The 22,526-nt window shown below is 71.0% G+C and carries 21 protein-coding genes; 6 read left to right on the forward strand and 15 right to left on the reverse strand.

All coding sequences use genetic code 11. The annotated features are described in order from the left end of the window. Nucleotides 1-16: 16 nt before the first annotated feature. The 5 genes from ABGA98_RS00580 to ABGA98_RS00600 are packed head-to-tail and all read right to left on the reverse strand — an operon-like array spanning nt 17 to nt 4,915. Entirely contained in the window at nt 17-898 is an 882-nt protein-coding gene (locus ABGA98_RS00580) for a CoA-transferase (protein WP_347616166.1), read from the reverse strand. Beyond that, entirely contained in the window at nt 895-2,478 is a 1,584-nt protein-coding gene (locus ABGA98_RS00585; RefSeq protein ID WP_347616167.1) for an AMP-binding protein, read from the reverse strand. The genes ABGA98_RS00580 and ABGA98_RS00585 overlap by 4 nt, the downstream gene beginning before the upstream one ends. Nucleotides 2,479-2,498: 20 nt before the next feature. Continuing rightward, nucleotides 2,499-3,269 (reverse strand): alpha/beta hydrolase, encoded by a 771-nt coding sequence (locus ABGA98_RS00590; protein ID WP_347616168.1) that lies wholly within the window; start codon nt 3,267-3,269, stop codon nt 2,499-2,501. Then, a complete protein-coding gene (locus tag ABGA98_RS00595) occupies nt 3,269-4,114 on the reverse strand; it encodes an alpha/beta hydrolase (RefSeq protein WP_347616169.1) in 846 nt (281 codons plus the stop codon). The genes ABGA98_RS00590 and ABGA98_RS00595 overlap by 1 nt, the downstream gene beginning before the upstream one ends. Nucleotides 4,115-4,120: 6 nt before the next feature. Then, nucleotides 4,121-4,915, reverse strand: coding sequence for a CoA-transferase (locus ABGA98_RS00600; protein ID WP_347616170.1), 795 nt, complete (start codon nt 4,913-4,915; stop codon nt 4,121-4,123). A gap of 192 nt (nt 4,916-5,107) precedes the next feature. Between ABGA98_RS00600 and ABGA98_RS00605 the strand changes: the two genes are divergently transcribed. Genes ABGA98_RS00605 through ABGA98_RS00630 form a run of 6 tightly spaced genes read left to right on the forward strand, consistent with a single transcriptional unit; the run spans nt 5,108 to nt 9,788 of the window. Then, nucleotides 5,108-5,998: a DUF6282 family protein gene (locus tag ABGA98_RS00605; protein WP_347616171.1), complete on the forward strand. Its 891-nt coding sequence runs from the start codon at nt 5,108-5,110 to the stop codon at nt 5,996-5,998. A gap of 17 nt (nt 5,999-6,015) precedes the next feature. Continuing rightward, the gene (locus ABGA98_RS00610; RefSeq protein ID WP_347616172.1) at nt 6,016-6,951 is read left to right on the forward strand and encodes a hypothetical protein; all 936 of its coding nucleotides are present in this window, start codon (nt 6,016-6,018) and stop codon (nt 6,949-6,951) included. Next, on the forward strand, nt 6,948-7,715 hold the full coding sequence (locus ABGA98_RS00615; RefSeq protein ID WP_347616173.1) for an aldolase/citrate lyase family protein: 768 nt from the start codon (nt 6,948-6,950) through the stop codon (nt 7,713-7,715). Before ABGA98_RS00610 ends, ABGA98_RS00615 begins: the two co-directional genes overlap by 4 nt. Next, the gene (locus ABGA98_RS00620) at nt 7,712-8,122 is read left to right on the forward strand and encodes a lipocalin-like domain-containing protein (RefSeq protein ID WP_347616174.1); all 411 of its coding nucleotides are present in this window, start codon (nt 7,712-7,714) and stop codon (nt 8,120-8,122) included. Before ABGA98_RS00615 ends, ABGA98_RS00620 begins: the two co-directional genes overlap by 4 nt. Then, entirely contained in the window at nt 8,119-8,985 is an 867-nt protein-coding gene (locus tag ABGA98_RS00625) for an amidohydrolase family protein (protein WP_347616175.1), read from the forward strand. Before ABGA98_RS00620 ends, ABGA98_RS00625 begins: the two co-directional genes overlap by 4 nt. A 20-nt stretch (nt 8,986-9,005) precedes the next feature. Continuing rightward, nucleotides 9,006-9,788: an amidohydrolase family protein gene (locus ABGA98_RS00630; RefSeq protein WP_347616176.1), complete on the forward strand. Its 783-nt coding sequence runs from the start codon at nt 9,006-9,008 to the stop codon at nt 9,786-9,788. A gap of 74 nt (nt 9,789-9,862) precedes the next feature. Here ABGA98_RS00630 and ABGA98_RS00635 read toward each other — a convergent pair whose 3' ends face one another. From ABGA98_RS00635 to ABGA98_RS00680, 10 genes are all read right to left on the reverse strand, one after another. Then, entirely contained in the window at nt 9,863-10,750 is an 888-nt protein-coding gene (locus tag ABGA98_RS00635) for an SDR family oxidoreductase (RefSeq protein WP_347616177.1), read from the reverse strand. Nucleotides 10,751-10,766: 16 nt separating this feature from the next. Continuing rightward, entirely contained in the window at nt 10,767-12,305 is a 1,539-nt protein-coding gene (locus tag ABGA98_RS00640; protein ID WP_347616178.1) for an ABC transporter substrate-binding protein, read from the reverse strand. A 179-nt stretch (nt 12,306-12,484) separates the two neighbouring features. Further along, nucleotides 12,485-13,681: a cobalamin-independent methionine synthase II family protein gene (locus tag ABGA98_RS00645; RefSeq protein WP_347616179.1), complete on the reverse strand. Its 1,197-nt coding sequence runs from the start codon at nt 13,679-13,681 to the stop codon at nt 12,485-12,487. Further along, nucleotides 13,678-14,769: a peptidyl-alpha-hydroxyglycine alpha-amidating lyase family protein gene (locus tag ABGA98_RS00650; protein ID WP_347616180.1), complete on the reverse strand. Its 1,092-nt coding sequence runs from the start codon at nt 14,767-14,769 to the stop codon at nt 13,678-13,680. Before ABGA98_RS00650 ends, ABGA98_RS00645 begins: the two co-directional genes overlap by 4 nt. Beyond that, a complete protein-coding gene (locus ABGA98_RS00655) occupies nt 14,727-15,977 on the reverse strand; it encodes an amidohydrolase family protein (RefSeq protein ID WP_347616181.1) in 1,251 nt (416 codons plus the stop codon). The genes ABGA98_RS00650 and ABGA98_RS00655 overlap by 43 nt, the downstream gene beginning before the upstream one ends. 95 nt (nt 15,978-16,072) lie before the next feature. Next, nucleotides 16,073-18,601: a CoA transferase gene (locus ABGA98_RS00660; RefSeq protein ID WP_347616182.1), complete on the reverse strand. Its 2,529-nt coding sequence runs from the start codon at nt 18,599-18,601 to the stop codon at nt 16,073-16,075. After that, a complete protein-coding gene (locus tag ABGA98_RS00665; protein ID WP_347616183.1) occupies nt 18,598-19,620 on the reverse strand; it encodes an oligopeptide/dipeptide ABC transporter ATP-binding protein in 1,023 nt (340 codons plus the stop codon). The genes ABGA98_RS00660 and ABGA98_RS00665 overlap by 4 nt, the downstream gene beginning before the upstream one ends. After that, a complete protein-coding gene (locus tag ABGA98_RS00670; RefSeq protein WP_347616184.1) occupies nt 19,613-20,644 on the reverse strand; it encodes an ABC transporter ATP-binding protein in 1,032 nt (343 codons plus the stop codon). The genes ABGA98_RS00665 and ABGA98_RS00670 overlap by 8 nt, the downstream gene beginning before the upstream one ends. Then, nucleotides 20,641-21,531, reverse strand: coding sequence for an ABC transporter permease (locus tag ABGA98_RS00675; protein ID WP_347616185.1), 891 nt, complete (start codon nt 21,529-21,531; stop codon nt 20,641-20,643). The genes ABGA98_RS00670 and ABGA98_RS00675 overlap by 4 nt, the downstream gene beginning before the upstream one ends. Continuing rightward, entirely contained in the window at nt 21,528-22,463 is a 936-nt protein-coding gene (locus ABGA98_RS00680) for an ABC transporter permease (protein WP_347617682.1), read from the reverse strand. The genes ABGA98_RS00675 and ABGA98_RS00680 overlap by 4 nt, the downstream gene beginning before the upstream one ends. Between the last annotated feature and the right edge of the window lie 63 nt (nt 22,464-22,526).

Below are 22,526 nucleotides of genomic sequence, written 5' to 3' on the forward strand. Positions count from 1 at the left end.
CCCGCGCCGGCCCCGCTCAGCGGAACGTCTGCTGGAGACCCAGCAGACGCCGGGCGCCCATCTTGTCCAGATACTCCTGGTGGTCCTCGACCCCGAACACGTACTCGTCCAGGTACTCCTTGGTCCGGTCCTGGGCGGCGAGATCCCGGTACTCCACCAGCCGCTCCCGGTCGTAGGCGTAGTGCCCCGGGGAGGACAGCGGATGCGAGCCGTAGGGCGCGTGGGCGACGATGTCCACGATCGCGCCGGGGATGGACACCAGGCGCGGGTCGGGGGCCGGAGCGTACTCGTCCAGGATCTCGTCCGAGCTGATGATGACGTGGTCGCTGGCCTTCGCCATCACGTCCTCGAACCGCCGCTGGCCGAAGATCTGCGCGTTGCCCTTCCGGTCGGTGACCTGCGCGTGGAACAGTCCGTAGTCCGCCCGCAGGGCGGGAATCGTGGTCACGGTACGCCCGGTGTACGGATCGATCGTCGTCCGGACGTTCTTGTTGACCTTGGGCAGGTCGGTGCCCTCGTACAGCGGAGGAAGCGGCAGGAACGGCAGCGTGCTCGCGCCGGCGCGGAAGCCGTAGACGATGTACGCCTCATCCCCCTCGACGATCTCGATCGACTGGCTCTCCGCGGCCCGGCGGTAGTTCGGCGCCATGCCGAGGAACTCCAGCCCGACATAGGACACGTGCAGCCGCTTGACACAGCCGGCGGCGATGAGCATGTCGACGGGCGCACCCGCGCTCGGCGTCGGGATCAGCTCCAGGTCCCTGACCCCGCGCCGGATCAGCGCGTTCACCAGCGCCATCGGGCCGTTGTGGGAGTGCACGCCGCCCAGCGCGATCGTGGCTCCGTCGGGGATGCCGGCGACCGCCTCCTCGGGGGTCGTCACCTTGTTCGCGCTCATCGCCTGAACTCCTTAGCCGCGGCGTCGCCGCCGGTGGTCACCTCGCCGAGCAGCCGCGTCCCGGTGACGCGCTTCAGCTCGGCCCTCCTGATCTTGCCGCCCTCGTCGACCGGCAGGTCGGTCACGAACTCCACCTCGCGTGGCCGCTTGTAGCCGGCCAGCCGTTCGGCGCAGTAGTCGAGGACCTGCTGCTCCGTCAGCGCCGCATCCGGCGCCCGCTGCACCAGCGCCTTGACCGACTCGCCGAACCGCTCGTGCGGCACGCCGATCACCGCGGCGCGGGCCACGCCGGGGCAGGCCTGCAGCACAGCCTCGACCTCACCGGCGTACACGTTCTGCGCCCCCGACCGGATGACGCCCTGCGCCCGGTCGGCGAGGTAGATGTAGCCGCGCTCGTCCCGCCAGGCCATGTCGCCGAGCCGGAGCCAGCCATCCTTGAGCACCGCGCGGGTCACCTCCGGCTGACTCCAGTAGCCGGAGAACACGCTGGCCGCCCGGATCCGCATCTCGCCGGTCTCCCGTACGGCCACCTCGCGATCCTCGGCGTCGAAGATCTTGACCTCGGCGAACGCGGCCGGCCGGCCCACCGGGACGATGGAGGCGGCCTCGGTGCGCAGGAAGTTACGGTGGTCGTCCGGGGTGAGCAACGCCACGAAACCCCCCGCCTCCGTCGCCCCGAACGCGTGGTAGAACTCCAGGTCCAACGCCTCCGCCAGGGACCGGATCAGGCTCCACGACACCGACGCGCCGCCGTACCCGACCAGCTTGAGCGCGCTCGCGCGCGTGAGGTCGAGCTCGGGCAGCGCCCGCACCAGGTCGACCAGCATGGTCGGCACCAGGAAGGCGTGCTCGACTCCGAAACTGTCGATGTCGTCGACGAACGCGGCCGGGTCGAAGCGCCTGCGCAGCAGCAGCGGGACGCCGAGGTAGGCGGTGGTCGTCACGAAGGACGCGCCGACCCCCAGCGTCAGCGGCACCGAGATCCAGGTGGGGCCGCCGCGCGGCACGTTGACCTCGCACAGGTAGTTGGCCGTGCTGGCGAGCTGCTGGTCGTGCGTGGCCATGCAGCCCTTGGACGCGCCGGTGGTGCCGCTGGTGTAGCGCAGCGAGCGCAGCTCGTCGCCGGTGCCCGTCTCGGGCACCTCGCCCGGGTCACCGGAGGCGACCAGGTGCACGAACGATCCTTGCTCGTCGTCGCCCAGGCCGATGGTGTAGATGCCGCGGATGCCCGGCACCTGCGTGGCCGCCTCGACCGCGGCGGGAGTGTCACAGATGATGACGGACGCGCCCGAGTGGGTGAGGATGCGGGCGATCTCGGGTGCGGTCAGCCGGGTGTTGATCCCCACGGTGACCAGGTTGGCCTTCCACGCGCCGTGGAAGGCAGTCACGATGTGATGGCAGTTGGACAGCACCAGCGCGACCCTCTCCTGCGCGCGGTATCCGAGCCCGATCAGCGCGTTGGCCAGCCGGTTGGTCTCGACGTCCAGCTCGGCCCAGGACAGCTGGGCCTGGTCGCAGATGACTGCGGGCAGCGGGCCTCGTCGTACCGCGTTCTGCCGCAGCAGGTTCTCGATTCGCATGCGTGTCCGTTCGTCGGTCGTCAGCGGCCGAGTGCCCGCTCGACCAGGTCGGCGATGAGGTCGGGGCGCTCGATGTGGACGTTGTGCCCCGCGCCGGGCAGCACGGTGACCGGGTGCCCGAGCACCTCGGCCATGTCCGCCGGCTCGATGCCGGGATCGTGGTCACCGCAGGCCAGCTCGACCGGGCAGGTCACCCGGCGCATGCGCGCGGCCAGCTCAGGACCGGTGGCCGGGCCGGCCTTGGCGATGCCCGGATCGCCGGAGAGCCCGTAGCCGCCGTCGCGGGCCGTGACCCCGGTGGCGCGATCCTCGTCGGTGAACGCGGGCCCGGTCATCCCGGACACCCGCCCGAACAGCTCGCGCGCCTGCTCCTCGCCGGGGAAGACCCGGACCGGCCGCTCGGCCATCGCGGCCCGCCGGGCCAGTTCCTCCTCGGTCCAGGCGACCTTCATCGCGACCACCGCCAGGGAGCCGACCGTGATGCCGCGAGTCCGGTCCGCGAGGGTCATCCCGATCATCCCTCCGAGCGAGTGGCCCACGACGGTCACCGGGCCCTGGACGCCGGTGAGCGCCGCGGCCACCGCGTCGGCGTAGCCCTCGGGCGAGTAGTCCTGACGATGGCCGGAGCGGCCGTGCCCCGGCAGGTCGGCGACCAGCCACCGGCATCGGGTGCCGCGCTCGCCGAGCCGCTCCAGCACCGGCCTCCAGACGGCTCCGGACGCGCCGGAGCCGTGCAGGAAGAGCACCGCGGGGCCGTCCTCGCCGCCGGACTCCAGGTATACGTCAGCCATCACGCCTCCGCCTTCGTTCGCGCGAGGAACCCGAGCGCCACCTCGACGAACTCGGCCGAGCGCTCGATCTGCGGATAGTGACCGCTGCCGTCGATCGTCTCGGTCCGCACGCCAGGGATCTGCCCCGCCAGTTCCTGCCAGGTCAGCGGCGGCACCAGCCGGTCGTGCCGGCCCCGGACGAGGAGGGTGGGCACGGCGACGCGCCCGTAGTCGCGGGCGGGCGGGCGCACATGCGGCCGTCGTTCGCCGCTGTCACGTCCCGGCGCGCGCAGGCTGCCCGCCGCGGCGGTCTCCCACGCGCCCGGGACCATGCAGTACTCATGGCGGCGGCGCAGGTAGTCCTCGCTGTGCTTCCAGCGCGGGTCGTGGAAGAGGACGTCCATCGACGGGCGCAGGCCGTCGAGCGTGCCGTCGAAGTCCTCCAGCACGGCGCGGGCCTCCGCCACCGGGGCCGCCAGTCCGGTGCCCACCACGACCATCGAGCGGATCGGCCACTGGGGCGACGGCCGGTTGGCGACGTCGAGCAGCATCCGCCCGCTGAGTGAGGTGCCGATGAAGTCCGCCGAGTCGATGCGCAGGGTGCGCAGCACGCCGGCGACCTGCCGCAGCATGAGGCGGCGCTGGCCGCCGAAGTCGCGCAGCTTGTCGCTGTGCCCGAAGCCGACGAAGTCGAGCGCCAGCACCCGATGGTGCTCGGCCAGCGCCGGGACGCAGTTCTCCCAGGCGAGCCGGGCGGAGGCGCCGTACTCGCCGCCGTGCAGGAGGATCAGCGGAGGACCGTCCCCGGCTTCCAGATAGTGGGTCGTGCAGCCGTCGGCGACGACGTACCGATCGTGAAGGCTCATGAGCGCTCAGACCACGGCTGGGTAGCGGCGCAGCACACCGTCGCGATCGACCTGGGTCCGGAGCAGGGTGAGTTCCTCGTCGCTGGGGGCGCTGACAGTCTGCACGTCGTCGGCGATCAGCAGCTCGAATCCGGTCGCCGCCTGGATCTTCTCGATGCTGCTCCACGGGTGGACCTTGATCAGGCGCATCCGCTTGCTCTCCGGCTCGAAGTCGAACACGCCCAAGGGGGTGAACACGCGCCGGGGGCCGTCGGACTCCGGGCGGAAGACCTTGGAGCGGGCGTCGCCACCGTCGAGCCAGCCGGCGCCACTGACGAAGTCGACCTTGTCGACGAAGATCTTCGGCGTGTGGTGCTGGGTGTAGATGTAGCTGGTCTTGAAGCCGCCGAGGAAGATCAGGCCGATGGTGCCAGGGCCGCGCACCTTCGGCTTGTGCCAGTCGCCGATCATGGCCATGTTCAGGTTGCCGTGCTTGTCGATCTGCATGCCGCCGAGGAACGCGAAGTCGAAGCGCATCGCGGTCTCGAAGTCCACGACGTCGTCGAGGCTAAAGTGATACTCGCTGGTCACGAGGTTGCGGTAGTCGGCCGAGGACTCGGTCAACCGCTGGATCTTCGGGTTCATCGCGCCGCTGCCTCCACAGAAGAAGGACAGGTTGGGCGCGTGCGTGAGCTGCGCCAGGCGCAGCCCGGCGGCGGGAATGTGCGATGCGGCGCCCACGGAGCCGAAGGCACCGTCGGCCATCTCGTGCGAGATGGAGATCGCCATCATCTCCGCCCAGGTGTAGGTCGCCTCCGGCACGTGGCCCCCAATCGGGTTCGAGCGACAGCGCAGGTCATCGCGCTGGACATCTCGCCGGGACAAGTACTTGTCAGAACAGCGAGTCGCAATTATCGTACAGTAAGTCCGTAATTTGTAACAATGCTATCGTGGCGGTGTTCCTGTCAAGGGTCATCGCACCCTGGCCGGTGGCTACGCGCAGGAGGAACAACGATGACCCGACCCGCTGTCGAGCGAGTCCTGCACGGCCTTGTCGACCTGCACTGCCACTCCGGGCCCAACCCGCTGCCACGCGCGTTCGACCACGTCCAGGCTGCCAAGGACGGCGAGCGGCTGGGCATGCGCGCCTTCCTGGCGAAGTCCCATCACCACAACACGGTGATGGACCTCCTCGCGATGGGCGACCGCCTGGCCGGCGTGAGCACCGCCGTCTACGGCGGCATCGCGCTGAACAACCAGGTCGGCGGCATCAACCCGCACGCGGTGGAGATGTGCCTGCGGATGGGCGGACGATGCGTCTGGTTCCCCACCATCTCCTCCCGCGCGCACGTCGCACACCACAACTCCGGCGGCGGCTTCCCCAAGCCGACGATCCCGCTGACCACGACCCAGGTCGACGTCCGTGGCCCGGACGGCGAGCTCATCCCCGAGGTCGGCCAGGTCATCGAGGTCATCGCCGAGACCGGGGCGCTGCTCTCCGCCGGGCACATGGCCCCCGACGACATCCGGGAGGTCTTCACCGCCGCGCGCGACGCGGGAGTCCGGCGACTGGTGGTCAGCCATCCGAACTTCGTGATCGGCTCCGACCCCGCGCAGTGCAAGGACTTCATCGAACTCGGCGCCTACATCGAGCACGAGACCAGCATGTACGACTCCGAGGTCGCCCAGGCGCGCGGCGGCCCGGACATGCTGATGGACTGGATCGAGCGGATCGGGCCTGAGCACACCGTGCTCGCCTCCGACCTGGGCCAGGTCGGCCGCCCGATGCCCGTCGACTCCTTCATCCGGGTCGGGTCCGCCCTGCTGGATCTCGGGCTGCCCGAGAAGGACCTGCGGCAGATGGTCCGCGTCAACCCGTCGTACCTGCTCGGCCTGGACGACTGACCGTAAGGACGAATCACGTGTACAGCCCCAACGACCCTCGTGCGGCGCTCAACACGAGCACGACCACGAGCACGACGGATCCGAACGCCCCCATCGCCGCGCTCGCCACCTACGAGTTCCTGACGCTGCCGCCGGACGAGGTCACGGAGCTCGGCAGCAGGACCTGGTACGTGCGCGGCCAGAACTTCGTGCTCGCCTTCACCCGCCTGATCGCCGGTGACACGCTGCGCCGCGACGCGACCGCGCAGCGGGAGGAGTACGTCATCGTCCTGCCCCATGACGAGATCACGATCGACGTGACGGCCGCCGCCGAGAGCCGGGAGGTGACCGGGCGCGGCGTGGTCATCGTGCCACCCGGCGACAGCGCCGTCACCGCCCACGGTGACGCCGACCTGGTCCGCCTGTTCGACGTGCGGACCACCGACCTCCTCGCGCGCTGCGGCAACGCCTCGGCGTACACCGAGGACCATCCGCGCGTCGCCCTGCTGGAGCCGTGGCCCGACCCGCCCGCCGGACACCGCCTGCGCGTCTACCGGAACGCCGACCATCCGCTGGAGCCCGGCCGGTTCGGCCGCATCTTCCGGTCCAGCGCGTTCATGGTCAACTTCGGCGACCCCAGGTACGGCCCGCGCAATCCCGACCGGCTCTCCCCTCATCACCACGACGACTTCGAGCAGTGCTCGCTGACCGTCGCCGGCGACTACATCCATCATGTCCGGACGCCCTGGACGTCGAAGCGCTCACAGTGGCGCGCCGACGAGCACGCGGCCGTCGGCAGCCCCTCGGTCGCGATCATCCCACCGCCCACCGAGCACACCAGTCAGGCGGTCGGCGAGGGCGCCCACCTGCTCATCGACATCTTCAGCCCACCGCGCGCGGACTTCTCCGCCAGGGCCGGATGGGTGCTCAACGCCGATGAGTACCCCGCCCCCGAGCACATCACGACGGCATGACCTTCTTCGCGAACGCCTCCGCGCAGGCGCCACGGCTGGGCACCTGGATCAAGCTGGCGACCACCGAGAGCGTCGACATCATGGCCGGCGCCGGATTCGACTTCGTGGTCATCGATCTCGAACACGCCCCGCTCGATCTCACCCTCGCGGCCCGGATGATCAGCCTCGCCACGGCCCACGGCGTCGACCCCCTGGTCCGCGTGCCCGATCATCAGGGCTCGACCATCCAGCGGGTCCTCGACGCCGGCGCGCGGGGCATCCTGGTCCCCCACGTCGACTCGGTGGCCGACGCCGAACGGGTGGTCGCGGCCACCCGCTTCCCGCCCCTCGGCCGGCGGGGCGCGGGCGGAACCAGCCGCGCCGGCAGATGGGGGCTGACGCCCCGGGACGAGTACATCCGGGTCGGCAACGAGGACGTCGTCTGCATCCCCCAGTTGGAGAGCCCGGACGCCATAGACGCCGCCGCCGGCATCCTCGCGGTGCCGGGGATCGACGCGGTGTTCCTGGGCGCCGGCGACCTGTCCGTCTCCCTCGGGCTCCGCGTGAACGATCCCGTGGTCAAGGAGTCGCTCGACCGGGCGCGGGCCGCCGCCGTGGCCGCGGGCAAGCCCTGCGGCGCGGCCTGCGTGGACGCGCCCTCGGCCGTCCGGACCGCGGCTCTCGGCCACGAGTTCCTCATCATGGGCAACGACGCCACCATGCTCGCCCGCACGGCCCATTCGATGGCGCAGGCGTTCCGTGAGCAGATCGGCGGCGCTTCGTGATCGTCGGCAGCTGGCGGCTGGTCGACTACGTGATGGAGGGGGAGCCCGACGACGGCGCGCGCCCCCTCGGGAACGAGCCGCTCGGCCTGCTCATCTACGGGCCCGACGGCCACATGTCGGTGCAGTACATGGCCGGCGACCGTCCGCCCCTGCGGTCGGACAACTGGCGCTGGGCCACCGACGCGGAGAAGCTCGCCGCCGTGCGGACCTACGGCGCGTACGCCGGACGCTACGAATGGGCCGGCGACCGCGTCATCCACCAGGTGGAGACCGCCATCTACCCCAACTGGATCGGCGCCACCCTGGTCCGCCTCGCCGTCGTGGACGGGGACCGGCTGATCCTGCGCGCCGAGCGAACCCCCGGCCGGCCGCCCACCCCCATCCTCACCTGGGAGCGCATCCGATGACCCTGATCGACGCCCACGCGCACCTGGTGACCGACGACCCGGCCTACCCGTTCGACCCGCCCGGCGGCACGGTCGGCGAGGCCGTACGGAACGACCCGATGACCGCGGAGCGGCTGCTCGCCGCGCTGCGGGAGCACGGGTTGTCCGGCGCGATCGCCGTCCAGCGCGCGCACGTGTACGGCTACGACAACAGCTACGTGGTGGACTCGGCGACACGGCACCCTGACCGGCTCGCCGCCATGTGCGTGCTCGACGCGCAGGCGCCGGACGCGGCGGAGATGGTGCGCCACTGGGCGAAGCGCGGTGCCGTGGCCGTCCGCCTCACCTCGCCGGGCGGTAACCAGCACGGCGGCACGCCCGGCACCGGGTGGTTCGCCGGCGCGCAGGCCCGCCGGGTGTGGCGGCAGGCGAGCGAGCTGGGGCTGTCGATGTGCCTGCACATCTACCGCTGGAACCGCGACGAGAGCCTGCGGGCGCTCGCCGCGGTGACCCGCGAGTTCCCCGGCACGCCGGTCGTCGTCGATCACATCGCGAGCGTCGAGACGGACCGCGCCGCCCCCTACCCGGGGGCCGACGGGCTGCTCGCGCTGGCCGACCTGCCGCAGGTCCTGGTCAAGGTGACGACGCTCAACTTCGCCCGGATCATCGCGGCGGGGATCAGGCCGTCGGTCGTGGTCGAATGGCTGGTCTCCCGGTTCGGCGCCGAGCGGGTGCTGTGGGGGTCGGACGTCACCCAGACCCCCGGCACGTACGCGGACATGGTCCGGATCGCCCGCGAGTCGGTCTCCGGCCTGTCCGACCGGGACGCCGCCCTGGTCCTGGGCGGCACGTCGGCCTCGCTCTACCGCATCGGAACACCATGACGGGCGGCCGCGTACCTCTCGTGGACACTCATGTCCACCTGTTCACCCGCGCGCTGCCCCTCGCGGCGCGGGCGTGGACCCGGCCCGAGGGCGAGCTGACGGCGGAGTCGTTCCTGTCGATGATGGACGAGCACGGCGTCGGCTACGGCGTGCTCTCGGCGATGAGCCTGCTCGGCGACCTGAACGACTACACGATCGACGCGTTGCGCGAGCACGAGCGGCTGCGCGGGACCGTCATCGTCGAGCCCACCGTCGACCGGTACGTCCTGGAACGGATGAAGGCGGACGGCGTGGTGGGCGTCCGGTTCCAGTGGCGGCGGCTCTCCGACCTGCCGGATCTCACCGACCCGGCGTACCGGCGGCTGCTGTTCCGGGTCGCGGACCTCGACTGGCACGTCGAGCTGAACATCGAGCGCGACCGGTTGCCGCCGGTGCTCGACCGGCTGACCGCCTCCGGGGTGAAGGTCGTCGTCGACCACTTCGGCGATCCGGACCGGGACGCCGGCTACGCCGGAGCCGGCGGCGCGGCGCTGCTGCGGGCCCTCGACACCGGCAGGGTGTGGGTGAAGCTGTCCGCGGGCTACCGCTTCGACGTCGGCCCGGACACCCTGGCCGGCCACGCGGCGACCCTGATCGAGGCCGCCGGGCCGGAGCACGTCTTCTGGGGCAGCGACGCCCCGTTCGTCGGCGCCCGCCGCCAGGTCACCTACCGCGACGCCGTGGACTCCTTCGCCCACCTCGTGCCCGACGCCGGACTGCGCCGCCGGATCTCACTGGCCGCGCACGCGTTCTACTTCGGCTGAGCACCATGTCTCGTACGGCGTCCGCGCTGAACGAGCCGAGCCGCCCCAGCACCGGCTGGGGCGGTTCGCGCCGGTCACTTCGGGGGCGGGGTGTGGCTCTGCAGATGCTCCGAGAACCCGGCGAAGTCGGCGGCGAGTTGCTCCGCGCTCCACCCACCGTCGCGATGCGTGACGAACGCCTCCTTCGGGTGCGCCCAGATCGCGAACCGGTCGCCACCGAACCCGAGGTACTGCCCGGTGACGCCGGCCGACTCGTCCGAGGCCAGGTAGACGACGAGCGGCGCCACGTCCTCGACCTTGCCGATGCCGCGCCGGCGCAGGTCGGCCGGGACCGGCCCGCCGGCCTCGACCGAGGCGACGACCTCGGTCAGCGCCGGGATGGTCGCGGCCATCCTGGTCAGCGCGGTGGGCACGATCGCGTTCACGGTCACGCCCAGCTTCGCCGTCTCGATCGACCACACCCGCACCATGCTGATGATGGCCGCCTTGGACGCGGCGTACGCTGTCTGGCCGAAGCTGCCGTACTGACCGGCCGGTGAGCCGACCAGGATCAACCGGCCACCGCCGCCCTGCTCCCGGAACTGGCGCACCGCGGCGCGACCGCAGGTGAAGGTGCCACGTACGTGGCTGTCCACCACGAGGTCGAACTCCTCGTCCGTGACCTTGGCCAGGGTCCGGTCACGCAGCGCGCCGGCGTTCGTGCACATCACGTCCAGGCGGCCGAACTCGGAGACCGCCCGCCGCACCAGCGCGTCGGCCGACTCCGTGGCGCCGACCGCGCACACCTCGGCGACGGCACGACCTCCGGCTGCGGTGATCGCCTCGACGGTCTCCTCGGCGACATCGGCGTCAATGTCGTTGACCACCACGGCGGCACCGGCCGCGCCCAGCGCCTCGGCGTACGCGCGGCCGAGGCCACGCCCTGATCCGGTGACGATGGCCACCTTGTCGTTGAGCCGCATGGGCTTCCTTTCTGCGTTATTTGCTGATCTTCACCGAGGCGAAGTCGTAGTCACCGACCACCGGCGCGTCGAGTCCGGTCACTCCCTTGCGGTAGGCCGCCACGTAGGTCACGCCGCACACCGGAATCACCGGCGGCCCGGCCTCCACGACCTTCTTGATGATCTCCTGCATCGGCGCCGTACGCTCCGCGACGTCCTCGCTGGCCCGTGCCTTCGCCAGCAGCTCGCTGACCCCGTCAAGGGAGAAGCCGCCCGGGTTGTACGAGCCGCCCTTCATGTAGAAGTCCTGGACGAACTGGGTCGGGTCGGGCCGCCCGGCCTGCACCAGCGCCACTGTGGCGGTGAACTTGCCGGTCCGGCGGGCGCTGATCATCTGCTGGAACTCCAGCACCTTGATCGTGGCCTTGATGCCCACCTCCTTCAGCTGTGCCTGCAGCGCCTGGGCCAGCACCTGGTACGACGTGTTGGGGCCGACCTCCAGCGTCAACTCCATGCCGTCCGGGAAACCGGCCTCGGCCAGGAGCTGCTTGGACTTCTCCGGGTCGTGATAGGAGGACACGTCGTTCAGCTCGGGCACGTTCGCCCAGAAGCCCTTCTGGAACGGCTGCACCACGCCGACACAGGTGTTCTCGAACAGGTTCTTGTTGAGCGACTCACGATCGATGGCGTACAGCAGCGCCTGCCTGACCTTCGGGTTCTTGAGCTCCGGCTGGCTGGTGTTCAGCAGGATCCCGTTGAAGGTGGTGTTGGGGGCCTTGATCACCGTCATGCCCGCCGCCTCGGACTCCTCGATCTGGTCCGGCTTGATCGAGGTGCCGTCGGCCTGCCCTGACTTCACCGCGCGCAGCCGGGTCGTCTCATCGGAGTAGACGGTCATCTCCACGCCGCCGATGGTCGTCTCGGCGGCGTTCCAGTAGTCCTCGAACTTCTTGAAGGAGACCTTTCCCACCTCAAGCGAGGTGAGCTCGAAGGCTCCGGTGCCGACCGGCTTGGACGGGAGACTGGGATCGTCGAGCGCACCGGGCGCGACCACGATGCCGGCCTCACCGGCGAGCACGCTGACCATGTAGCCGGCCGGTTCGGAAAAGGTCAGTTTCAGCTCGGTCGGGCTGACCGCTTCGACCTTGTCGAGAACCGACAGCGCCGACGCGAGGTTGCCGCTCTTCTTGAACGCCTCCAGCGACGTCTTGGCGGCCTCGGCGTTGAAGTCCTCACCGTTGTGGAACTTCACCCCCTCGCGCAGCTTGAGCGTGATCACCTTGTTCTCGTCCGAGAACTCCCACTCCGTCGCCAGTCCTGGCTCGATCTCACCGGCCATGCTCCGGCCGATCAGGCTCTCGTAGACCACGTCGAGGAACACCGGGTCGAGCGGGGCGGCCTTACGGGGGTCGAAGGAGGTCGGGTTGCCCGGCACGGCCCAGCGCAGGACGGCCGCACCGTCGGGAGCGCCGGCAGCGCTCGACGACGGCTGGTCGGTCGTCCCGGCGCCGCAGCCGGAGAGGGCGAGACCGGTGGCGAGGACCACGCCGGCCGATGTGACTGCTGCTCGTTTCACGGCTTTTGCCTCCATATTTCAGAAGCGAGCTTGGCTGGTTTGACTGGCGACCCGCGGTGCTCCCCGGCTCCGTCATCGACGTGCCGGCCCGTATCCGCGTGTCCGGTTGTTCTCGGCGACCTGTCTTCAGCCGTGACGCTGAACTCCGCCCCCACCAGGTCCTGGTCTTGAGCCGCGGGCTAGTCGGCCCACAAGCGGCTGCTGGCGATCGCGGCGCCTTCGGAGAGCGCGGCGAGCTTCGCCCACACGATCTCCTCGTGTCCCACGCGCGATCCGATTCCGCAGTCGGTCCCCGCCTGCAGGTTCTCCTTTCCCACCACACTGGCGAAGTTCGTCAGCCGTTCGGCGATCAGTTCCGGATGCTCGACCAGGTCGGTGGCGTGGCTGACCACGCCGGGCACCAGGATCTTGCCCTCGGGCAGTTTCACGTCCTCCCACACCCGCCACTCATGTGCGTGCCGGACATTTCCTGACTCGATGGCGTAAGCCTGTGTGTTGACCTTGATCAGCAGATCCGCGATGTGTTCGAGGCCGATGTCGTGCGTGTGCGGCCGGTGACCACTGCCCCAGCAGGTGTGCATCCGGATCTGCTCGGCCGGCAACCCGTCGATGCTGTGGTTGATCACCTCGACCGCGAACTCGAGGTAGCGGCGCAGGTCCTCGACCGTCCACGACGGGTGGAACTGCCAGGTGGTCGCGAACTCGGGCTCGTCGATCTGCAGCACCAGTCCGGCGTCGGTGACCGCCCGGTACTCCTCGCGGAGCGCCTCGGCGACGGCGAACATGTACTCTTCCTCGCTCGCGTAGTGCTCGTTCCGCGCGCCCGCGCCCAGGCTGAGCGGCCCCAGCGCGGCGATGAAGCCGTCCACCTCCTTGCCGTCGACGGCCGTCCTCATCGCCGCGATGTCGGCGGCGATGGCGTCCTGGCCGATGTACGTGATCGGCGAGGTGCACACCCGGCCCGACGTCGGCATCTTGGGTACGGCGCCAGGGGTCGCGAAGCCAGGCCTGACCGGCCCACCGGCTCCCGACAGCCACAGGCCGGAGGCGTAGGTGCCCGGGAAGTCCGCCCTGTCGCGCGCGGCGACGTACTCGCGCTTCGGCGGGAGGCTCGGGTCGATGGGCAGCGTCTCCCAGCCGGTCACCCGGGCGTGGATGTAGCCGCTGTAGCCGGCCATGTTCGCGGCCTTGACGTACTCGCCGTCGTTCACGGTGTCGATGCCGCACTCGATCTGACGGGCGACGACCTCGGCCACCGCGCCCGGCAGGCGCGCGTCGATGGCCTCCCGGTCGCCCTGGGCGATCAGTTCGTCCAGGTCCTTGGGACGCGGCAGGTTGCCGCCGTGCGAGGTGAGGATCCGGTTTTCGCGCCTCATGCGAGTCTCCTAGCCACGATGTCTTCTCCCGCGCCGACGCGCAGGAACTTCTGCAGTTGGTGCCGGGCGCTCGACTGCGCGACCCAGCCGGGTCTGATGGCGAAGCTGTACGTCACCTCCGCGACGTACAGGTCACCGTGGGAGTCCAGGGCGATCCCGTGCGGTGCGATGAAATTGCCGGCCGCCGTACGATCCGTCGTGGAGTCCCCCCACCGCTCGGCCACGCGGCCGTGCGGGTCCAGCACGGTCAGCCGGGCGGGCTGGTCGTGCTCCGCCTCGCCGTGCACGAAGGACCTCTTGCCCTCCGGCCGCCACAGTTCGACGACGTACACCGAGCCGTCCGGGGCGATGGTGAGGTCGCACGGGCGCCGGATGTCCGTCCACTCCTCGATGAAGCGGCCGTCGGGGGTGAAGATCTGGATCCGGTCGTTCTCCCGGTCGCCGACGAACACCCGCCCGTCCGCCGCGATGTCCAGGCAGTGCGGCAGATGGAACTGCCCGGGGCCGGTGCCGGGCTCGCCCCAGGAGCCGATCAGGTCACCGGACGCGGTGAACCTGTGCACCCGGCTGTTGCCGTACCCGTCGCTCACGTAGAGGTCGCCGTCCGGGGCGACGGCCAGGTTGGTGGGCCGGTTGAACGGCCCGCCCGCGTACCGGACGCCCTCGACGCTGTGCACGCGCACCGGACGGCCGGATGCGAACCCGGTGTCCGACGCCACGCCGGCCGTGCCCAGCGTCATGAGCAGGTCGCCCTCGGGGGTGAACTTGCGGACCGTGTGGTCGCCCGCGTCGACGCAGTAGACGCCGCCGTCCGGCCCGACGGTCAGCCCGTGCGGCGTGGTGAACAGGCCCTTCCCCCAGCTGCGGACGAAGGTGCCGTCGCGCTCGTACACGATGACCTGGCCGTCGAAGCGGGTGAACAGGTAGACGCGGTCGGCGGCGTCGACGTCCACCGCGGCCACGTCCGCGTGCTGGAGGCCGTCCGGCAGCCGCTCCCAGTCACCGTCGACCTCGAACCGGCGCCCGTGCCCGCGCATCACCGCCGTCATGACGCCGCCCCCGAACGCGGCGCCGGCAGCCAGCCCCACGGGTGCGTCCCCCAGCCGGGCGCGATCAGCGCGCCGGCCCGTACGGTCTGCACCGGCCGCAGGCCGAAGCCGCCGTGGAACACCTCCTGCTTGGTGTCGACGAACTCGAAGTCGCCCTCGACCAGGTCGAGCACCGTCAGGTCGGCTTCCCGGCCGACCGCGATCGCGCCGAGCTCATGCTCGGCGCGGATCGCCCGCGCCGCGTTCGCCGTGGTCATCCGGACCACCTCGGACAGGGTGTAGCCCACGGCCATGAACTTCGCCATGCACTCCAGCAGGGAGTGGAAGGTCTCGCCCGCCGCCGTCAGGTCACTGCTGATGGTGTCGGGGAGGAGACCGAGCGCGCGTTGCTCGCTCGCGACCCGGTAGCCGAAGTTCCCCCTGCCCAGCGCCGAATCCAGGGTGATGCCGCGCTCCCGGGCGGCCAGCAGGGCGGGCATCATCCGATCCGCCGCGTCCATCACGCCACCGTGGTTCGGCGTGCACAGATGGGTGAGGATGTCGCCCGCGTCGAGCTGTTCGATGGCGAAGCGGGTGGCCGGTTCGAGCAGGTGCGGATCAGGTCGCCGCCGCGCGGACAGGTCGCCGATGTGCACCATCAGCGGGACCCCGTGCTCCCTGGCCACCGCCTTGGTCGCGGACACGATGTCCTTGCCGTGCGTGGCGACCAGCGGTCCGACCAGCCGCAGTTTGATCCCCTGGACCAGCCCCGGGTTGGCGGCGACGCACCTGGCGATCGCGACCGGGTCGATCTCGGCCAGGTCGTTGACATCGATCATGGTGGGCATGGTGTGCGCGTAGCTGCCGATGTTCAGGTACGGGATGACCCGCGTCCTGGCGTTCGGCTGGATGTAGGCGGAGAAGACGCCGATGTTGGCGACGCCGACGGATCCGGCGTCGACCAGCGTGGTGACTCCCGACCGCACGCCGATGTCGTCGGGGTCGCAGCCTTCCATGCCCACGCCGGGGGTGATCGCCCCGTGCGCGACGTGCGTGTGGATGTCGATCAGGCCGGGGACGACGTAGCGCCCGGAGCCGCTCGCGTCGATCACCCGGCGCGCCGAGTCCGCCGGGATGTCCTTCCGCACCGCCGTGACCCGGCCGCCGGTCACGGCGATGTCCATGACGCCGTCGAGCCCCTGCCCGGGGTCCAGGACCCGGCCGCCCTTGATCAACAGGTCGCACCGGGTGGCCTGGTCCTCGCTCATCAGTCCTCCTGTCAGTGCCGCGGATCGCGGCGTGTCCCGCTCAGCGGGCCGGGGATGTGCTGTTGGCTTGCTCGTCACGGTGGAAATGGCCTGGGTCAGAAGTGGTCCCAACCCGCGGGCAACGCGGACATCTGCACGGCCCAGGCCTGTTCCAGCCTCTCGGCCGAGCCGGCGAGCCCGATCCGGTCCAGCACCTCGTACGCGTCGGCGCCGGGCCGGCGTACCGGATGGCCCAGGCGTGGCGGGTTGCCGTGCACCCGGATGGCGATGCCCGGCATCACCACCTCGCCGACCTCCTCGGAGATCTGGGTGACGGTGAGCCCTTTGGACCGGGCCCACGGGTCGGTCATCAGCTCCGCGAGGGTCGTGACCGGATGCGCGCCCAGCCCCGCCTCGGTGAGGCGGCCGGTCCACTCGCGGGCGGTGGCGGTACGGAAGGCGGTCTCCAGGGCCGCTGCCACCGCGTCGTCGTCGGACCCGTCGAGGCCGGACAGCGCCTGCTCCAGGCCGGGGACCTCGCGGAGCACCGGCAGGGACCGCCGGGCCGTCCCGAGGAAGAACCATCGATCGGCCGCCTGGTAGAACCGATGCCACGCGCCGAGCCCGAGAGCCGCCGGCCCGCTCGGCTCGGCCGCGCGCTCACCCGCGGGAACGTTCCCACCTGGCGTGACGGCCGGGAGCTCACCCGTGGGAACATTCTGGCCTGCTGCGACGGCCGCGCGTTCACCCGTGGACACGTTCTGGCCTGACGGGAGCTCGTGTGCGGGGCGCACCGCGAAACTCGCCTGCTGATAGCCGCCCGTCTGGGTGAGTGAGGTGCGCACCTGCTGGCCGGCGCCGGTCAGCTCGCGATGATAGATGCCCACCGCCGCGGCGAAGGCGGCCATGGCGCCGGTGCCGTAGTCCAGGAGGTTGTAGGGGCCCAGCACGGCCGGCCGGCCGTCGCCGCCCGCCCGGGTCATGATCCCGGTCGCCGCCTGGCCCTGGGTCTCGTATCCCCGGCGGCCCGCCCATGGCCCGCCGTAGCCGTAACAGCTGACGGAGACGTAGACGATGTCCGGGCGGCGGGCCCGGACGTGCTCGTAGCCCAGGCCGTAGCGTTCGGCGGTCCGCTCGGGGAAGTTGTGGGTCAGGACGTCCGCTTCGTTGATGAGCCGCCAGAGGATCTGCTGGCCCTGGCTCGACTTCACGTCCACGAGGATCGTCCGCTTGCCGCGGTTGACGAACCCGTGCGCGCCGACGCGCCGCTGCGGCGAGTTGATCTTCACGACGTCGGCCCCGAACTCGACCAGGATCCGTCCCGCGCTCGGCCCGGCCAGGATCTGGGTGAGGTCGACGACCCGCCGCCCCGCGTAGGGCAGCGCGACCGGATCGGCCTCGACGCGCAGCGGGCGGGCGGGGGACGCGTCGGCGGGCGACACGAGCTCAGCACTCGACAGGCCGGCCGGTGACGTGAGCTCAGCACTCGGCGGGCCGGCGGGCGACGCGAGCTCGGCGAGGATCTCGGCACGGTCCGCGTCGGGCAGGTGCCGGGGCCTGCCGGGCAGCGCGGGTGTGGCGGACAACCACACCGCCGAGCCGGGCATCGCCGTCGCACCCAGTTCCGGATCGTCGACCACGACGACCTGCCCGGAGGCGAGCGCGTGGTCGTTCTCCAGCCATTCGGCGAGCGTCCGGACGGCGGCGAGCGGGACGCCCGCCACGCCGGCGAGCTCCTCCCACTCGCCCGCCGGGCGGGTCAGGAACAGCGCGGTGAGCCGATCGTGCAGCAGCCGGCGCAGCTCCGGGTCGCGGTCCAGCCGGGCACGGTCGGTCAGACCCTCGCCCACCCAGGCCGTCACCCCGGCCGCGTCGAGGAACCAGGCGAGGAAGCGGGGCGTCGCGCCGATCGGGTTGAACTGCACGTACCTGCCGTCCGAGCAGCGGTACGTGCCGCTGCCGTTGGAGCTGATCGCCCGCTCCGGCGGCAGCCCCTGCGCGACCGGGTAGGCGCCGCTCCCCCCGATGGCCTCGAACATCGCGTCGAACAGCGGGACCTCGACCCGGTCGCCACGCCCGGTGCGCTGCCGGGCGGTCAGGCTCGCCACGATCGCGAAGGCGCCGCAGAACGCCGCGAAGTTGGACGCCACGGGAATCGCGGTGTAGGTCGGCCGGGTGTCATCCCAGCCGTCCGGCGCGTGACCGGCCCGGATCCGGCAGTTGCCGGTGGCGGCCGCGATGACGCCCTCCCAGCCGGGGACTCCGGCGCGCGGATCGTCGGCCGCGAAGCCCGGCAGCGAGCAGTAGACGAGCCGGGGGTTGGCGGCGCGCAGCTCCTCCCAGCCGAGCCCGAGCCGGTCCATCACCCCTGGCCGGAAGTTCTCGATGAGGACGTCGGCCCGCTGCACGAGGTCGCGGGCGACGCCGAGGTCCGCCGCGTCCTTCAGGTCAAGGCTGATGCGCCGCTTGCCCCGGTTGAAGAACGCGTCGTGGGCCGGGGGTGTGACGCCAGGACGGTCGACGTGCACGACGTCGGCTCCCTGGTCGGCGAGCATGACCGCGGCCAGCGGCCCGGCGACGTGGTGACCGAAGTCGACGACGCGGATCCCTTGGAGAGCTCCCGGCCGTTGCTCAGGGGTGCTCATCGCGATGTCTCCTGGGGCTCGGTGACCGGCGCGTCGTCCGGCTGGTGCAGGACACAGGCCACGCTGTGCTGGGCGCCGATCCGCAGCAGCGGCGGGTCACGGTGCGCGCACTCGTCCTGGGCGACCGGGCAGCGGGTGCGGAAGCGGCAGCCCGTCGGGGGGTTCGCCGGATCGGGCAGGTCGCCGCTGAGCACGGTGCGGCGCCGCGACCGCTGCACCTCCGGGTCGGGCACGGGCACCGCCGACAGCAGCGCCTTGGTGTACGGGTGTCGCGGGTCGGTCGCGATCTGTTCCGCGGTGCCTTCCTCGACGATCCGGCCCAGGTACATCACCGCGATCCGGTGCGACAGGTGCCTGACCGTGGCGAAGTCGTGGGACACGAGGACCATCGCCTGCCCGGTGTCCTGCTGGATCGACAGCAGCAGGTTGAGGATCTCCGAGCGGGTGGACAGGTCCAGCGCGGAGGTCGGCTCGTCGGCGACGAGGACGCTCGGCGAGAGCGCCAGCGCGCGGGCGATGCAGACCCGCTGCCGCTGCCCGCCGGACAGCTCGTCGGGATACCTGTCGACGAACGCCGGATCGAGGGTGACCCGGCCGAGCAGCTGGGCGGCGCGCTCACGCATCTCGCCCCGGCCGATCTTGCCGTGGACCAGGAGTGGCTCGGCGATGGCGTGGCCGATCGTCTTGGTCGGGTCGAGCGCGCCGTACGGATCCTGGAAGATGACCTGGAGCCGGCTGCGCATCTCCTTGAGCTCGCTGCCGCGCGCCCTGCTGACGTCCTTGCCGTCCACCTCGACCGTGCCCTGGTCGGGCTTGAGCAGCCGGGCCATCAGCCGGCCCACCGTCGTCTTGCCCGATCCGGACTCGCCCACGATGCCGACCGTGGTGCCGGCCCGTACCTCCAGGTCGACTCCGTCGACGGCGCGGACGCTCTCCAGCGTCCGGCCCAGCATGCTTCGGCGCAGCGGGAACGACTTGGTCAGGCCGCGCACGCGCAAGACCACATGATCCTCAGCCACGGACGGTTCCCTTCAGAATCAGGTCACCGGAGGCGACGCGCCCGCACCGGGTGCGGCGATCGTCGCCGATGGTCGTGTCGGCCTGTGGTCGCCGGCAGACGTCGTCGACGCTGTGCCCGCAGCGGGGCTCGAACCGGCAGCCGCCGGGGAACTGCCCCGCGGACGGGACCCTGCCCGGGATGACCGTCAGGCTGGTCCGGGCCCGGCCCGCCTGCGGCACGGCGGCGAGCAGCGCGCTGGAGTACGGGTGCCGCGGCTCGTAGAAGAGCCGGTCGACGGGGGTCCGCTCGGCCATGTGACCGGCGTACATGACGACCACGTCGTCGCAGAAGTCCGCGACCACGCCGAGATCGTGGGTGACCAGCAGGACGGCCAGATCGAGGTCGCGCCGCAGATCGCGCAGCAGCTCCAGGATCTCGGCCTGGATCGTGACGTCCAGGGCGGTGGTCGGCTCGTCGGCGATCAGCAGCTTCGGGTCGCAGGCGATGGCGGCCGCGATCATGACGCGTTGCTGCATGCCGCCGCTCATCTCGTGCGGGTAGGACCCGAGCCTGCGTTCGGCGTTCGGGATGCCCACCCGGCTCAGCAGCTGTCCTGCCTGCTTGAGCGCCACCGACCGCCGCTCACCCAGGTGCAGCCGGCGCACCTCGGCGATCTGGTCGCCGACGGTCATCGTCGGGTTGAGGCTGCTCATCGGCTCCTGGAACACCATGCCGACCGGCCCGCCCCTGATCCGGCGGAGCTCCCGCCGGCTGCAGGTGAGCAGGTCGACCCCGTCGAAGCGGATCGAACCCGCCGCGACCCGGACGGCCGTGGGCAGCAGGCCCAGGATCGCCATGGAGGTCAGCGACTTGCCGCAGCCGGACTCGCCGATCAGCGCGACCGCCCGCCCCTTGCGCACCTCGAAGGTGACGTCCTCGACCAGCCCCGGCTGCCCGACACCGCCGGGCAGATCGATGGTGAGGCCCTCGACGGACAGCAACGGCTCGGCGGCGTCGCTTCGCTGTCCCGGTCCTGCTGTCATGTCCGCCTCCTGAGTCCGACGGCGTCACGGATCGAGTCACCGATCGTGTTGAACGCGAGCACGGTCAGCACCATCGCGATTCCGGACGGCACCACCGAGAAGGGCGAGTGGAACTGGTTGGTGTACGCGGATTTGAGCATCGAGCCCCAGCTGGCGTCGGGTGGCTGGACGCCCAGGCCGATGAAGCTCAGGCTGGCCTCGGCCAGGAGCGCGACGCCCATCAGGATCGTGACCTGAACCAGCAGCGGAGCGGCGATGTTGGGCAGGATGTGCACCCACAGGGTGCGCCGGGTGGACGAGCCGATGGCCACCGCCGAGTCGACGAAGGTCTCCTCCGCGACGGCCAGCGTCGCGCCGCGTACGACTCTGAACAGGCCGGGCGCGAAGATGATGCCGACCGCGAGCATGGCGTTGACCAGCCCCGGGCCGAGCACCGCGACGATGGCCAGCGCCCCGACCAGCGCCGGGAGGCTGAGGATCGTGTCGGCCAGCCGGCCCGCGACGGCGTCGACGACACCGCGGCGCAGGCCGGCCCACAGCCCGAGCGGCAGGCCGATGAGCAGCGCCACGCCCACCGAGATGAGCGGGGCGATGACGGCGATGCGCGAGGCCTGGATGATCCGGCTCGCGACATCGCGCCCGAACTCGTCGGTGCCGAGCAGATGCGTCCAGCTGAGCTCGGCGAACCTGTTGCCGAGGTTCTGCGCCTCCGGGTCGTGCGGGGAGACGGACGGACCGGCGATCGCCAGGAAGACGAGGAGGGCGATGAAGGCGACGGCGGTCGCGCTGGCCGGCCGGCGCAGAATCGTCAGGACGACGTGCCGCGCGGGGCGCGAGCTCTTGGCGGCGACGGCGGTGGGAGTCGTGGTCGTCGTGGTGGTGGTCATGCCGTACGCACCTTCGGGTTGATCCAGCCGTAGGCCAGGTCCACGATGAGGTTGATCGCCACCACGATCAGGGCGCTGAACAGGACGTAGCCCTGGATCATCGGGTAGTTCCGTTGCAGCACCGAGTTGACGGCCAGGGAGCCGAGGCCGGAGATGCCGAACACGGCCTCCACCACGATGACCCCTCCGAGCAGCCGTCCGGTCTGCAGGCCGAGTACCGTCACGACGGGGATGGCCGCGTTGCGCAGGATGTGCCTGCGGACCAGCCAGGCTCCCGACGCGCCCCGGGCCCGTGCCGTGCGCACGTACGGGCGGGTGAGCACGTCGGCGACGCAGCCTCGGGTGTGTCTGGCGAGCTCCGCCGAGGTGGCCAGGCCGAGTGACGTGGCGGGGAGGATCACGTGGGAGAGCCACACCCCGAATCCCTCCCTGATGTCGACGTATCCGGTCGCCGGTAGCCAGGGGTTGGCCAGGGCGAACAGCGATACGAGCACCATGGCCAGCCAGAAGCTGGGCATCGCGATGCCGAGCGTGGCCAGGGCCGACACGGCCCGGTCGATCCAGCTGCCCTGGGTCAGGCCCGCGATGATTCCGGCCGTCACGCCGACCACGACCGCGACACCGATCGCCATCAGGGTGATGATCACGGTCGGCGGCGCCGCCTCAAGGATCGTCGAGGAGACCGACCGGTTGGTGAACAGCGAGTCGCCGAGATCTCCTTGCAGCACGCCGGAGAACCAGCTGACGTACTGCTCCAGGACGGGCTTGTCCAGGCCGAGCTCGGCGCGGATCCTGGCCACTTCGGCCACCGTGGCGTTCTCACCTGCGATCACCTCGGCGACATCGCCGGGAATCAGCTGCACCAGCAAGAAGGTGAGTATCGAAACAAGCCACAAGACCAGCAGACCGCCGCCGAGCCGGCGCATTACCATGCCTGCGCTCACCGCCACCTCCGTCCAGCACTGCGCGGAACGAAGACTGCGTCGGAGCCGGGC

Source organism: Nonomuraea sp. B1E8, assembly GCF_039871515.1.
Classification (GTDB): Bacteria; Actinomycetota; Actinomycetes; order Streptosporangiales; family Streptosporangiaceae; genus Nonomuraea.

Coding starts and splice junctions, on each gene's coding strand:
- ABGA98_RS00655 (WP_347616181.1), bottom strand. CDS start 15,977: ATGAGCGAGGACCAGGCCACCCGGTGCGACCTGTTGATCAAGGGCGGC.
- ABGA98_RS00580 (WP_347616166.1), bottom strand. CDS start 898: ATGAGCGCGAACAAGGTGACGACCCCCGAGGAGGCGGTCGCCGGCATC.
- ABGA98_RS00670 (WP_347616184.1), bottom strand. CDS start 20,644: ATGACAGCAGGACCGGGACAGCGAAGCGACGCCGCCGAGCCGTTGCTG.
- ABGA98_RS00590 (WP_347616168.1), bottom strand. CDS start 3,269: ATGGCTGACGTATACCTGGAGTCCGGCGGCGAGGACGGCCCCGCGGTG.
- ABGA98_RS00605 (WP_347616171.1), top strand. CDS start 5,108: ATGACCCGACCCGCTGTCGAGCGAGTCCTGCACGGCCTTGTCGACCTG.
- ABGA98_RS00675 (WP_347616185.1), bottom strand. CDS start 21,531: ATGACCACCACCACGACGACCACGACTCCCACCGCCGTCGCCGCCAAG.
- ABGA98_RS00660 (WP_347616182.1), bottom strand. CDS start 18,601: ATGAGCACCCCTGAGCAACGGCCGGGAGCTCTCCAAGGGATCCGCGTC.
- ABGA98_RS00680 (WP_347617682.1), bottom strand. CDS start 22,463: ATGGTAATGCGCCGGCTCGGCGGCGGTCTGCTGGTCTTGTGGCTTGTT.
- ABGA98_RS00595 (WP_347616169.1), bottom strand. CDS start 4,114: ATGAGCCTTCACGATCGGTACGTCGTCGCCGACGGCTGCACGACCCAC.
- ABGA98_RS00625 (WP_347616175.1), top strand. CDS start 8,119: ATGACCCTGATCGACGCCCACGCGCACCTGGTGACCGACGACCCGGCC.
- ABGA98_RS00635 (WP_347616177.1), bottom strand. CDS start 10,750: ATGCGGCTCAACGACAAGGTGGCCATCGTCACCGGATCAGGGCGTGGC.
- ABGA98_RS00585 (WP_347616167.1), bottom strand. CDS start 2,478: ATGCGAATCGAGAACCTGCTGCGGCAGAACGCGGTACGACGAGGCCCG.
- ABGA98_RS00645 (WP_347616179.1), bottom strand. CDS start 13,681: ATGAGGCGCGAAAACCGGATCCTCACCTCGCACGGCGGCAACCTGCCG.
- ABGA98_RS00615 (WP_347616173.1), top strand. CDS start 6,948: ATGACCTTCTTCGCGAACGCCTCCGCGCAGGCGCCACGGCTGGGCACC.